General features: G+C 45.0%; 16 protein-coding genes and 1 tRNA gene. 11 read left to right on the top strand and 6 right to left on the bottom strand.

Going from position 1 to position 12,534, the window contains the following annotated elements; translation table 11 throughout:
- Window positions 1–41: 41 nt before the first annotated feature.
- Window positions 42–1,304 (bottom strand): putative Na+/H+ antiporter, encoded by a 1,263-nt coding sequence (locus tag ICV90_RS09130; protein ID WP_215358628.1) that lies wholly within the window; start codon window positions 1,302–1,304, stop codon window positions 42–44.
- A gap of 58 nt (window positions 1,305–1,362) precedes the next feature.
- On the opposite strand from ICV90_RS09130, the gene ICV90_RS09125 reads away from it, so the two are divergent.
- Together ICV90_RS09125 and ICV90_RS09120 are read left to right on the top strand one after the other, a co-directional pair.
- Entirely contained in the window at window positions 1,363–1,773 is a 411-nt protein-coding gene (locus ICV90_RS09125) for a rhodanese-like domain-containing protein (RefSeq protein ID WP_215358627.1), read from the top strand.
- Window positions 1,774–1,821: 48 nt separating this feature from the next.
- Window positions 1,822–2,211: an OsmC family protein gene (locus tag ICV90_RS09120; RefSeq protein ID WP_215358626.1), complete on the top strand. Its 390-nt coding sequence runs from the start codon at window positions 1,822–1,824 to the stop codon at window positions 2,209–2,211.
- A gap of 68 nt (window positions 2,212–2,279) precedes the next feature.
- Here ICV90_RS09120 and ICV90_RS09115 read toward each other — a convergent pair whose 3' ends face one another.
- Both ICV90_RS09115 and ICV90_RS09110 read right to left on the bottom strand, forming a co-directional pair.
- Window positions 2,280–2,567 carry a glycine zipper domain-containing protein gene (locus ICV90_RS09115; protein ID WP_215358625.1) on the bottom strand — a complete coding sequence of 96 codons (288 nt, stop codon included), beginning with the start codon at window positions 2,565–2,567 and terminating at the stop codon, window positions 2,280–2,282.
- 47 nt (window positions 2,568–2,614) lie between these two features.
- The gene (locus tag ICV90_RS09110; protein ID WP_215358624.1) at window positions 2,615–2,977 is read right to left on the bottom strand and encodes a Rap1a/Tai family immunity protein; all 363 of its coding nucleotides are present in this window, start codon (window positions 2,975–2,977) and stop codon (window positions 2,615–2,617) included.
- Between the two features lie 137 nt (window positions 2,978–3,114).
- Between ICV90_RS09110 and ICV90_RS09105 the strand changes: the two genes are divergently transcribed.
- The 3 genes from ICV90_RS09105 to ICV90_RS09095 are packed head-to-tail and all read left to right on the top strand — an operon-like array spanning window position 3,115 to window position 5,855.
- Window positions 3,115–4,317 carry an ammonium transporter gene (locus ICV90_RS09105; RefSeq protein ID WP_215358623.1) on the top strand — a complete coding sequence of 401 codons (1,203 nt, stop codon included), beginning with the start codon at window positions 3,115–3,117 and terminating at the stop codon, window positions 4,315–4,317.
- A 56-nt stretch (window positions 4,318–4,373) separates the two neighbouring features.
- Complete coding sequence (locus ICV90_RS09100; protein WP_215358622.1) at window positions 4,374–4,898, top strand: gamma carbonic anhydrase family protein; 525 nt, start codon at window positions 4,374–4,376, stop codon at window positions 4,896–4,898.
- A gap of 27 nt (window positions 4,899–4,925) precedes the next feature.
- A complete protein-coding gene (locus ICV90_RS09095; RefSeq protein ID WP_215358621.1) occupies window positions 4,926–5,855 on the top strand; it encodes an AEC family transporter in 930 nt (309 codons plus the stop codon).
- Here the strand turns inward: ICV90_RS09095 and maiA are convergent.
- The gene (gene maiA / locus ICV90_RS09090; RefSeq protein WP_215358620.1) at window positions 5,826–6,506 is read right to left on the bottom strand and encodes a maleylacetoacetate isomerase; all 681 of its coding nucleotides are present in this window, start codon (window positions 6,504–6,506) and stop codon (window positions 5,826–5,828) included. The genes ICV90_RS09095 and maiA overlap by 30 nt on opposite strands.
- A gap of 90 nt (window positions 6,507–6,596) precedes the next feature.
- Here maiA and ICV90_RS09085 point away from each other — a divergent pair, with 90 nt between their 5' ends.
- Window positions 6,597–7,226, top strand: coding sequence for a trimeric intracellular cation channel family protein (locus ICV90_RS09085; RefSeq protein ID WP_215358619.1), 630 nt, complete (start codon window positions 6,597–6,599; stop codon window positions 7,224–7,226).
- A 177-nt stretch (window positions 7,227–7,403) separates the two neighbouring features.
- Entirely contained in the window at window positions 7,404–9,074 is a 1,671-nt protein-coding gene (locus tag ICV90_RS09080; protein WP_215358618.1) for an MFS transporter, read from the top strand.
- Between the two features lie 53 nt (window positions 9,075–9,127).
- Here ICV90_RS09080 and ICV90_RS09075 read toward each other — a convergent pair whose 3' ends face one another.
- Window positions 9,128–9,739: an MOSC domain-containing protein gene (locus ICV90_RS09075; RefSeq protein WP_215358617.1), complete on the bottom strand. Its 612-nt coding sequence runs from the start codon at window positions 9,737–9,739 to the stop codon at window positions 9,128–9,130.
- A 30-nt stretch (window positions 9,740–9,769) separates the two neighbouring features.
- Window positions 9,770–10,093 (bottom strand): DUF6150 family protein, encoded by a 324-nt coding sequence (locus tag ICV90_RS09070; protein ID WP_215358616.1) that lies wholly within the window; start codon window positions 10,091–10,093, stop codon window positions 9,770–9,772.
- 57 nt (window positions 10,094–10,150) lie between these two features.
- Here ICV90_RS09070 and ICV90_RS09065 point away from each other — a divergent pair, with 57 nt between their 5' ends.
- The 4 genes from ICV90_RS09065 to recA all read left to right on the top strand — a co-directional run bounded on the left by ICV90_RS09065 (window position 10,151) and on the right by recA (window position 12,534).
- Window positions 10,151–10,582, top strand: coding sequence for a hypothetical protein (locus ICV90_RS09065; RefSeq protein WP_215358615.1), 432 nt, complete (start codon window positions 10,151–10,153; stop codon window positions 10,580–10,582).
- Window positions 10,583–10,660: 78 nt separating this feature from the next.
- Window positions 10,661–10,737 (top strand) — tRNA-Met (locus ICV90_RS09060).
- A 54-nt stretch (window positions 10,738–10,791) separates the two neighbouring features.
- Window positions 10,792–11,334 carry a DUF2878 domain-containing protein gene (locus ICV90_RS09055; protein WP_215358614.1) on the top strand — a complete coding sequence of 181 codons (543 nt, stop codon included), beginning with the start codon at window positions 10,792–10,794 and terminating at the stop codon, window positions 11,332–11,334.
- 114 nt (window positions 11,335–11,448) lie between these two features.
- On the top strand, window positions 11,449–12,534 hold the full coding sequence (gene recA, locus ICV90_RS09050; protein WP_370623815.1) for a recombinase RecA: 1,086 nt from the start codon (window positions 11,449–11,451) through the stop codon (window positions 12,532–12,534).

Below are 12,534 nucleotides of genomic sequence, written 5' to 3'. Positions count from 1 at the left end.
GGGCGAAGCTCAGATTTTACTGCCTAAGACCCAAGTTGTTCTTATATGAGCCTGTAAGCCAAAATTGCCACGATAGTGGGCGGAATAGCTGCCATCAATAGATATAGTGCTGAAACCGTATGTCCAGGAAAGTGGCTACGCAAGATTGCAATACCTGCTGGGTTGGGAGCATTAGCAATGACGGTGAGGCCGCCACCAGCAACTGCTCCACCCACTAATGCTAGTTTGAACTCTGGTGAGGTGCCGGTTACCAATGATCCTAAATAGGTGAGTGCCGCATTGTCAGTGAAAGCAGTCAAAACAAGACTGCCATAAAAGCCTGCGGTAGGACTCATCATTTCAAGAATGGGTTGCAGCCACCATCCTTGTAATGCACCCAATACTACTAAGCCACCCAGGAAGAATCCCACTAAAAGCGCTTCTTTCAGAATGAGGGGGCTTTGATGTTTTGGATATGCTGTGGTGTAACCAATAAAGAAGAGCAGAATCCACGTGAAAATAATTGGATCATGCGCAAAGAAAACCACTCCAAATAAAAAAATCAGGTGCGTCAAAATGACCGCTAAAGGAATTTTTACTTCCCTTTTATCGGTATTGGGTTCAATTAATTGGCGATGAAATAAAAGAGTTGCTGCCAGAGCATTGATGAAGATTGCAATGCAAGACTCTAGACCAAAGTTGCTAAACATAAATGCTGAACTCCATCCCCAGGTAGAGGCCACCATGAGAACAGGCGGAGCAGCAAAGTTGGTGAGTGTGCCTCCAATGGAGATGTTCACAAAGAGCACGCCAAGCGTGCCAAACAGAAGCGCTTTAGAACATTGGTGACGATAGACAAGATCGCGCAATAAAAAAGCAGCCAGAGTCATTGCTGCAGGTTCGGTAATCAAAGAGCCAAGGAGGGGCGTAGCGCCTAGGATTAAAAAATATAAGGCAGGAGCACTTCTGATGCGCAAAAGGTATTGCAGGCCATTGGCCAGCACATGCAAAATTTGCGTAGAAAAATACAGAATGGGTTTTGTGCCGGCCACAATCATGATGGCAAAGACAAAGAGTGGTTCGGTGAAATTACGTTTATTCAGAAAGTTCTTAGCAGTCCCTAAGTCGTCATATAAGGAAATAAAAATAACCAATATGGCAGCCCAAAAACCAAAAACAATTTCTACTTCGCCAAGCAGATGCCAAAGACCGGCATGCCTAGGAGATTTTTTAGCAATCGTTTCAAAATAACCTGTGCAAAAGGTATGCAAAACAGCAATTGCAAAAATAATGCTCGCACCAAGTTCTGTGGGGGTAAAGTTCATAGCAGAATGGTAGCAGGTGCTTGGTGAAACTAAGACATTGTTAATTTAGGAGATTTTGGTGAAATTAAAGATTGGGCATCAAGAACTCATTCAGGAGGCAATGGCTGAAATTGAGACTCTATCCGTGGAAAAGGCGTCAGATTTACTGGTGGATCCAAATGTGGTGTTTGTAGATATACGAGATGTTCGTGAATTAGAGCGTGAGGGCATGATTCCGAATGCGATCCATGCCCCCAGGGGGATGTTGGAGTTTTGGGTTGACCCAGATAGCCCTTATTACAAGCCAATCTTTGGCGAAGGCAAGAGGCTGGTGTTGTATTGCGCCTCGGCTTGGCGTTCGGCCTTAGCAACGCAAACTCTCCAGAGAATGGGCGTACCCAACATTTGTCACTTAGAAGGCGGCTTTAGTGCTTGGAGGAAGGCGCAATTACCCGTTGCAGAAAAAGCAAGCAAATCCCATTCGGGTTAAATTCAGTCTTGATCATTTCTTCGGGTTAATAATTTTTTTAGGATTCTTATGAGAAAAGTAGTTTCACAGTTTGGCCAAGGCCCTCTTCAGCAGAAATTGACTGCTGGTGATTTACATTTTTTGTCTGATGCAGAAGTTTCTAAAGGTGGCTCTGATACTGGCCCAAGTCCTCACGAATATCTTGGCGCTGCTTTGGCAGCCTGCACCTCAATGACTTTAAAGATGTACGCTGGGCGTAAAGAAATGAAATTAGACAATGCGATCGTAACTGTGGATATCGAGCGGCATGATGATGTTGAAACATTCTCCCGCGAGATTCAGTTGCAAGGCAACTTGAGTGCTGAAGAAAAAGAGCGCTTACTTGAGATTGCACATAAATGCCCAATCCATAAAGCATTAGCAGGACAGATTCAAATAAAAACCCAGCTGGTAAATTAATACGAGCTGGGTTTGTGTTGCTGAACTCGGGCCTCAATAGGCCTGGGTATTCTGCTTAGCTAGGCTTATTAATTAGGTGCCTGAGCTGGCTGATTATTTTTACCAGCGTTATAACCGGAGTTGTAATTAGCAGCTTCATTTTTCTTGTATGCATCATAGACATAGCCAGATGCTGCACCAACTGCTGCACCACCAACTGCGCCCCAAATAGGATTGCCGTGAAAGATTGCGGTGCCAACAGCACCAGCAGCTGCGCCAATGCCTGCGCCTGAAAGTGTGCGTTGTTCTGTGTTGCTCATGTTTGAGCAACCAGCGATTGCTAAAGTTGCTGCGGTAATTGCGATAATTTTTTTCATCTCAACTGATCCTTTAAATGGGTATTCGTTTGTCTAAGTTGTTTAGATTATTTTCTGGCGCAAGGGAAGCGTGAAGCTAAGAAGCCCAAGAAAACGCCTGCTGCTGGTTTGTCTGCAACTTGTGGAGTGCTGTTTGCAAACTTCACAAAATCACCAATGACCTCATCACGCGCTGGAGCGGGTTGTTTAACGCAAATAAATGGCTTTGCACGTTGTGGGTGACGAGTAGCTAAATACGTTTCATAAACAGAAGTAGTGAAGCCAATACAGAAGCTACGGGATTCTGGGCTTGCAGGGAGTTTGCAAACATTCGCGAGTTCTTGTGTGCTTAATACCTTGATGGTTTCTTGTGCTTGGGCAAGACCGGAAAATGCAGCTAAAGCGGCCAATGCGATGAGGATTTTTTTCATGGGTTCTCCCTTGGGTGTATGTAAAAACGATGATAAACCATAAAAATCTCTACATATGCACTAAATAGGTGCGCTATGCCCCTTTTTGGGATTTTTCACTCCCCATAATGATGCAAAAAATAAGAGGGGGAAATTGCATGGAAACTTTGAAATCTGGAAGTGATGCTTTATTTATCTTGCTTGGCGCCATCATGGTTCTTGCCATGCATGCAGGCTTCGCATTCTTGGAGTTAGGAACGGTTCGGAAGAAGAACCAAGTCAATGCCTTAGTCAAAATCTTGGTGGACTTTGCGGTCTCAACAATTGCCTATTTCTTTATTGGCTACAGCATTGCTTATGGTGTGAACTTTTTCTCCGGAGCAGAGTTGTTAGCGGAGAAGAATGGCTACGAGTTAGTCAAATTTTTCTTCTTGCTGACTTTTGCTGCTGCTATCCCTGCCATTATTTCTGGTGGCATTGCAGAGCGCGCTAAATTTAATCCACAACTAGTGGCTACTTTTATATTGGTGGGTTTTGTCTACCCCTTCTTTGAAGGTATTGCTTGGAATCAACATTACGGCATTCAAGCTTGGATCAAAGGCTTTACTGGTGAAGAGTTTCATGACTTTGCTGGGTCGGTAGTAGTTCATGCGGTAGGTGGTTGGATTGCCTTGCCTGCTGTTATTTTGCTGGGCGCGCGCCGAGGCCGTTACACAAAAGAAGGTCAAATCTCGGCTCATCCGCCATCAAGCATTCCTTTCTTAGCCCTGGGTGCTTGGATCTTGGCAGTGGGTTGGTTTGGTTTTAATGTGATGAGTGCACAAACGATCGACAAGATCAGCGGTTTGGTTGCGATGAACTCGTTGATGGCAATGGTTGGTGGAACATTGGCTGCTTGGGCAGTGGGTCGTAACGATCCCGGCTTTACATACAACGGGCCACTTGCTGGTTTGGTTGCAGTGTGTGCAGGGTCAGACTTAATGCATCCTCTTGGCGCTTTGTTTGTTGGCTTAGTTGCCGGTGCATTGTTTGTATATATGTTTACCTTGGTTCAAAACCGCTGGAAGATTGATGATGTTCTCGGTGTTTGGCCTTTGCATGGCTTGTGCGGTCTTTGGGGCGGATTAGCTGCCGGCATCTTCGGCACCAAAGCTCTAGGTGGAATTGGTGGCGTTACCTTTACTGGTCAGCTAATTGGAAGTGCCTTAGGCGTTGGAATTGCATTGCTTGGCGGCTTTATTGTCTATGGCGCCCTGAAAGCGGTCCTAGGCATTCGGATGTCTCAAGAAGAAGAATTTGAAGGTGCGGATTTAAGTGTGCACCGTATTTCTTCTACACCCGATCGCGAGCCAAACTGGTAATTTTCTTTTAGTGCAGAGTCGTTCATCTATAGCCTGATTCATACCTATAATGAGTCATGGCTATATTTGAACTAGACGGAAATGCCCCTCATCTAGCTGAGGGTGCTTGGGTTGCCGACAGCGCAGAAGTGATCGGCAAGGTTGAACTTCATCAGGATGCGAGCATCTGGCCCAAAGTTGTTATCCGTGGCGATAACGACCTCATTCAAATCGGCGCAGGCAGTAACGTGCAAGACGCTTCTGTATTGCATGCCGATCCAGGTTACCCACTCATCATTGGTAAGCACGTCACTGTTGGCCATCAAGTGATGCTACATGGTTGCAACATTGGAGACGGCAGTTTGATTGGTATTGGCGCAGTGATTTTGAATGGCGCAAAGATTGGAAAAAACTGTCTCGTTGGTGCGGGCGCGCTCGTTACTGAAGGAAAAGAATTTCCGGATGGCTCTATGATTTTGGGAACTCCCGCTAAGGCGGTAAAAGAGTTGACTCCGGAGCAGATTGCTGGCATTCACGATATCGCTGGTCGCTATGTCAAAAATGCGCAGCGTTATGTCAAGACGCTGAAGAAAATTTCTTAATCCCTTAACTATCAGTCGTTAAATATTTTGCTCTATGTATTTAATGTAGTTCTCCCAGTATTTCTACTCATCTTGATTGGGTATGTTGGTGGGCGTACTGGTAAGTTAGGAATCAACGCTTCAGTTGAGCTCAATCGTTTTGTGGTTTGGTTGGCATTGCCTGCGCAACTCTTTAACTTTGCCGCCAATAGTGGCTGGCAAACACTTTGGCAGCCTGGTTTCATCACTGCATTTTTTCTCAGTTGTTTAATTGTTTTTGTCTTGGTGCTCTTGGTGAGTTGGCTACGTCATCGTGATTTAGCGGCAGCTAGCTTTGATGGCCTGAGTGCTTCTTATTCAAATACGGGGTATATGGGCATTCCCTTATGTGCACTTGCCCTTGGTCAAGATGGTTTAGCGCCTGCGATTATTTCTACCTTTATTGTGTTTGTCATGTTTGCTTTAGCAACGGTCTTGATTGAGATTGGCATCTTGTCGCATAAGAAGCCGCATGAGATTGGGTTGAGCGTGATTAAATCACTTTGTACTAACCCCTTATTAATAGCTCCAGTTGCTGGTCTGTTGTGGGCCTCAAGCGATTTAACTTTATATGATCCCATCGCACAAGTGATTGCATTCTTAGCTGCCGCATCAACACCTTGTGCTCTCGTTTCCATCGGTTTATTTCTGATGCAAAAGAGTACTACCGCTCCTGCTCAGGCTTGGGGTATCAGTTTGGCAAAGCTGCTTCTGCAACCTTTGATTGCTTGGGTCATTGCGGGCCCCATCTTGGAGCTGCCGGCATTATGGGTGAGTGCCATCATCATACTCAGCGCGCTACCAACTGGTACGGGCCCCTTTATGTTGGCGCAATACTACAAAGCTGACGGTAGCGTGATTTCTAGGGTGGTATTAATTACTACCGTGAGTTCTTTGCTGACGCTCTCTTTATTTCTGTGGTGGAGCAACGGGGTTTAATCCTTCAGCATCAATTTGGTTTTCCCAAGAGGCGTCGATAAAAGCGGGCAATGTCATGCACTCATGAAAGATTCGCATCAGAGTGGGGTAGGGAGTGACATCTACTTTTGCGCTTAATGCGTTAAATAGCTGAGGTACTAAGCAGACATCAATCAAGCCGGGTTGGTCGCCATAGGAAAATCTCCCAACTCGTGGATCGAGACTTAATTGTTTCTCTACACTTTCGAGTCCCAGCTTGATCCAATGTCCATACCACTCATCTTTTGCTTCCGTATTGATGCCGAGTTTTTTGATGAGATAACGCAATACCCGTAAATTATTGATTGGATGAATATCGCTCGCAATATCCATTGCAATAGCACGCACCCATGCGCGATCAATCGCTAGTGTTGGTAGGAGTGATGGCTCAGATTGAATCTCTTCGAGGTACTCAATAATGGCCAAGGATTGATGAATACTTTTTTCGCCATCTTCCAGAAGAGGTACTAAGCGATTAGGATTTTTCTTGCCATATTCCTCGCCCAATTGATCTCCGCCATTTTTACCGAGATGAACGGGGATGATTTCGTAATCCATGGCCTTGAGATTGAGGGCAATGCGAACACGAAAAGCGGCAGAGCTACGCCAAAAGCTATACAGCTTGGGGGTCATATCAACACCTTATTTGCACTCATAGCTAACAGTATATTGAGGATGGTCATTCAAGTCTGCGCTCGGACAAAGTGCATTAGACTGGTTGTTATGGAAGACATTAATTTCTGGATTGGCATCATCGCAACCATGGCCTTTGCGGTAACAGGCGTCTTAGCTATTGCAGATCGTGGTGTAGACCTCTTCGGCGTCTTGGTGCTGGGTTTAATTACCGCAATTGGCGGCGGCACGATTCGCGACATCATTTTGGAAGCCCCTATTTTCTGGTCTGAGAATCAAATGTATGTGTGGCTTGCGCTCGGCGCTAGCATCCTCACCTTCTTTGCAGAATCTTTCTTTACCCAGCCGCAAATTTATCGGTGGATGCTGTATATCGATGGTTTTGGCGCAGCTCTCTTTGCTATTCAGGGGGCCGATAAGGCGTGGAGTATGGGATATGGCTTACCTGTGGCACCAGTCATCTTGGGCGTAATCACTGCAATCGGCGGAGGCTTATTACGTGATGTTTTGGCTGGCAGAAAAACGCTCATTATGTCGCATGAGCTTTATGCCATTCCAGTGACTTTGGGTTGTTGTGCATATGTCCTGGTGCTGAACTTCTTACCTCAGTATGTAGTCGAGGGCTCCGTGATTTGCATGCTCGGAATTTTTGGACTGCGCGCAGCTGCTATTTATTGGGATCTGCACGTACCCAAAATGTTTATTACTAAAACACGCTAATTGCACCAAGGCTGGGCTCATAGGTGCTGCGTAGCTAGCTCTAATTCCCAAATATCTCGGGAAAACCCCGATCCTATTTGATGGGGAATTACCCTAACTAGTGGATTTCTTTGAATTTTTTCAAAGCATAATCGATCCGTTGTTATTTATTTAATAAAAAATAGTTAGGAGCTACTGATGTCAACATCAACTAAAGCAGCCCCAATGACCGCTGAAGAACGCAAGGTTATCTTTGCATCATCTTTAGGTACGGTTTTTGAGTGGTACGACTTTTATCTTTACGGTTCTTTGGCCGCCGTTATTGCCAAGCAGTTTTTCTCAGGCCTAGATGCTGGCTCTGCCTTCATTTTCGCTTTGTTAGCGTTTGCTGCTGGTTTCATCGTACGTCCATTTGGCGCGTTGGTGTTTGGTCGTCTAGGCGATTTGATTGGTCGTAAATATACCTTCTTGGTAACCATCTTATTGATGGGCGGTGCAACTTTCATCGTAGGTATTCTGCCTAACTATGCAACTATCGGTGTTGCTGCTCCAGTCATCTTGATCGCATTGCGTATGCTTCAAGGTTTGGCTTTGGGTGGCGAGTACGGTGGTGCTGCTACTTATGTTGCAGAACACGCTCCTCATGGTCGTCGTGGCGCATACACAGCTTGGATTCAGACAACAGCTACTCTTGGCTTGTTCCTTTCTTTGCTCGTGATTTTGTTCACTCGTGAATTCACTGGCCCAGACTTTGAAGTTTGGGGCTGGCGCGTTCCTTTCATCGTTTCTATCGCATTGTTGGCAGTTTCTGTATGGATTCGTTTGTCCATGAATGAATCCCCAGCTTTCAAGAAGATGAAAGAAGAAGGCAAGCTATCAAAAGCACCTTTAACTGAGTCATTTGGCCAGTGGAAAAACTTGAAGATTGTGATCTTGGCCTTGTTTGGTCTGGTTGCAGGTCAAGCGGTGGTTTGGTACACAGGTCAGTTTTACGCTTTGTTCTACCTCACTCAAGTGTTGAAGGTGGATGCTAAGACTGCAAACTTGTTGATTGCTGCCTCTTTGGTCATCGGCACACCATTCTTTGTAGTATTTGGTAGCTTGTCTGACAAGATCGGCCGTAAAGTCATCATCATGGGTGGTTTGTTATTGGCTGTAATTACTTACATTCCTAACACTCCAGTTTCTGTGTTTAATGCTTTGACACACTTCGCTAACCCAGCGTTGGAAAAGGCAATGGCAACAGCACCAGCTACGATTACTGCTGATCCTGCTGAATGTACATTCCAGTTCAACCCAACTGGTACAGCAAAGTTCACAAGTTCTTGCGATATTGCAAAACAAGTGATGGCGTCTAACTCTGCTAGCTATACAACCGTTACGGCTCCAGCTGGTTCCACTGCTGTTGTGAAAATTGGCGATATCGAAATCCCTGGATATACATCTAAGGGTATTGATCCTGCTGAAGCAAAAGCAAAAGATGCTGAGTTTAAAAAGGCAATTCGCGAGGCTTTAAACAAAGAAGGTTATCCAGTTAAGGCTGATCCAGCACAAATTAATTATGTTGCTGTATTGTTCTTGTTGGTTTACCTAGTGCTTTTGGTAACCATGGTTTATGGCCCAATAGCTGCGATGTTGGTTGAGATGTTCCCAACTCGTATTCGTTACACCTCTATGTCCTTGCCATACCACATTGGTAACGGTTGGTTCGGTGGCTTGTTGCCAACGATCTCCTTTGCCTTGGTAGCGCAAAACGGTAACATTTACTACGGTCTCTGGTACCCAATCATCATCGCTGCGATGACATTGGTAATCGGAACGCTGTTTATACGTGAAACTAAAGATGTAGATATCTACGCACGTGACTAAGCAGTTTTAGTCTGTATCAAATAAGAAACCCGATCAGAAATGGTCGGGTTTTTTTATTCCCACAAATCTTTTTGATTGCGATTATTTAAGAGCTTTTGATTTTGTTGGGCAATAGAGGTTTCTCTTGGACCTGGAATCAAAGTCATTTCAGTTCCAGCAGTAAGAGTTCCAGTTTTGAGTACCCGCAAATACCAACCACTAAAGCCAGATTGCAGCATGGCTTTGCTTGCACCCTTGTAAGCAACAGCAGCGTTGAATTTGAAACAGGGTTCGCGGAGTTTGACGACAGCAAATTCAAGTTCGCCAATAACCAATTTATCCCCAACAAACACTTCTGTTTCTAGCAGGCCTTCGATTGTGAAGTTCTCGCCGATAGCACCATGTTGTAAATCAACCGGCTGCTTGGTTTCTCGAGTGAGCAGTTCATTCCAGAAGATGTAGTGCTCTGCTGGATAAACATAAATGGCTTTTTCAATTCCGCCGTGTACCGATAGATCAGCTTGCTCATCGCCTTTAACGCCAAGAGGAGTAATTTCAACTGGAGCAGGATTTTCTATATTACTGACTACCTTCTTGCGAATGGCTGAGGCAACGGATTTGTAATTTGGATGGTGATTGCCAAATAAAGGAGATACCTTGCCGGCGGATATAGAAAGAAGTCTCATGAAGTAAAGAGGGTGATTAAAAGATGTTTATTAGTAGCGACAGCGCGCATCACTCTTGTATTTAGTGAAGTACACAATCAGGTCTGCCTCGGATTTGTATTGGGTGTAATAAATCACGGCACGGGCATCACCCTTGTATTTCGTATAGAACCAAACACCCGGCTCGTTATCGCTGGAGTATTGGGTGTCATACACAATGCAGTTTGCTTCTGATTGGTACTTTGTGACAAAGACTTTGGCATTGGCCTCTGATGGGTAATTGGTAATGAAGATTTGAGCTGCACAAGCGGCCGTGGGGATGCAGCTACTTAAGAGTAAAAAGCTGAGTAGGCGCAAGAGAAATGAATTCATCATTTGGGAATATTACGCCTTCCACTTTTGAGGCGTACAACTGGCTGATATGATTACAGGATGAATTCCTCTCAAAAGAAATCTGTTTTTGTATTGAGCCAATTGGTCTTGGTATTTCTTTGTGCCATAGCGAGTTCAAGCATTTACGCTAAGTGGGATGAAGAGCGTGACATGACTACCAATGGCAAAGAGGAGTTGGTCTATTACTTCAAGATCAACGAGCAGGGTCAAAAGCTCGTTTTAGATAAGTATGTAAAGCGCCTCATTTTTATACGTCCCGATAAGTTTTATAAGCGCTCAATCAAGCAAATCAAGATTGATGGGGTGGTGATAGATGTCAATAGCGACCCCTTTTCGCATTACCCTGAACAAACCGCAATTGTGTTTGAGAACAAGGATGAGGTCCTGAAAAAGCTCTTTTTAGCCAAGAAAATCGAATTTAATGTCCTTTATGGCCGAGATGAGGCTGTCAGCACCTTTCAGATTAAATAGGGATTTGAGTACCTCCAGCGGCCATAGGGTTGGATTGGTTTAGACAGATGCATTCCGATCATTTACAATAGCGAGTTCGGCGAATTAGCTCAGCTGGTTAGAGCGACGGAATCATAATCCGCAGGTCCGGGGTTCAAATCCCTGATTCGCCACCAAATCTAAAGGCCATTGCCCCTCGGCAGTGGCCTTTTTCTTAGGTTGCTAGGTATATGGCTAAATTTTGGAATTTTGTTATTTTCCAGCTTGGTTGGTTTGCCTGTGTTCTCGGCGCAGCCAATAAAGATGTGCTTTGGGCGGTGGTTGCTACCCTAGCCTATATTGCTTTTCACGCTTGGCGTTCACCTTCTCCCAAAACAGAAATCAGCCTTTTGTTGAAAGCCTTTGTCTTTGGTTTGGTGGCTGATACCCTCATCATGCATTTGGGCTACTTGGATTTTCGGGATGATTGGCCGTCACCCTATTTGTCACCCCTCTGGATGTGGGTTTTGTGGGTTTTGGTGGCCACTACCATTAATGGCTCCTTGACTTGGTTGCGCGGCAGACCTGTTTTAGGAGCTGTTTTAGGAGGCATTGCTGGTCCAATGTCCTATGAGGCTGGTATTCGGATGGGGGCTGGATCCTGGGTTCCTGGTAGCGAAATTGCTGGATTTATCCTGGTAGGGGTGGTCTGGGCCCTTGCTATACCCCTCTTTTTCTATTGGGACCGAGCCAATCAAGTACGACCTAGTCAAAAATCCGTAAATTCAGTTTAAAAGACGCTTGCAAAGACCACTGTTTTTATATACAGTAACTCCTAAGTTGTTACACAGTAGATAAAACTTCGGGAAAAAGCCCAGTACATAGCGAAAAGGGAATCAAAAATGGCCTTGGATAACAAAAAGCAATCAGCCTCTTCAGAATTTGAAGGAATGAGCGGGGACAAGCAAAAAGCATTAACTGCAGCACTGGCACAAATTGAGAAACAGTTTGGCAAAGGTTCAATCATGAGATTGGGCGATGCCGAAATTAGTCAAGACATTCAGGTGGTGTCTAGTGGTTCACTCGGATTAGATATCGCTCTTGGAGTTGGTGGTCTTGCACGTGGTCGCGTGATTGAAATCTACGGCCCAGAATCTTCTGGCAAAACAACTTTGACATTACATGCGATTGCAGAAATGCAAAAGCTTGGCGGCACTTGCGCATTTATTGATGCAGAACATGCATTGGATGTGCAGTACGCATCTCGTCTCGGCGTGGATGTAAATAATTTGTTGATCTCTCAACCAGACACTGGTGAACAAGCGTTAGAAATTGCAGATGCATTAGTTCGCTCAGGCTCTATTGATTTAATCGTCATTGACTCTGTTGCTGCTTTGGTTCCAAGGGCTGAGATCGAAGGCGATATGGGCGATTCTTTACCAGGCTTGCAAGCCCGTTTGATGAGTCAGGCTTTACGTAAGTTAACTGGTGCTATCAAGCGTACCAACACTACTGTGATCTTCATTAACCAGATTCGTATGAAGATTGGTGTGATGTTTGGTTCCCCAGAAACCACTACTGGTGGTAATGCGCTGAAGTTCTACGCCTCTATGCGTTTAGATATCCGTCGTATTGGTAGCATCAAAAAAGGCGATGAGGTTGTTGGTAATGAAACCCGCGTGAAGGTTGTGAAGAACAAAGTTTCTCCTCCATTCCGTGAGGCAATTTTTGACATCATGTACGGTGCTGGTATTTCCAGAGAGGGCGAAATTATTGATATGGGTGTCGAAGCTGACCTCGTTGAAAAGTCAGGCTCTTGGTATAGCTATAACGGTGATCGCATTGGTCAAGGTAAAGACAATGTGCGTGAGTTCTTAAAAGAGAACCCAGCCATTGCCAAAGATATCGAAGCAAGAATTCGCGAGAAATTGGGCGTTAAATCTGGTTCAGCAGTAGTAACGGATGTGCTGAGTGAGGAAGAGGAAGTCGAATAA

The sequence above is a fragment of the Polynucleobacter sp. JS-JIR-II-b4 genome (genome assembly GCF_018687815.1).
GTDB lineage: Bacteria > Pseudomonadota > Gammaproteobacteria > Burkholderiales > Burkholderiaceae > Polynucleobacter.
The sequence above is the reverse complement of the archived record's forward strand: the minus strand, read 5'-3'. Positions and strand labels throughout refer to the sequence as shown.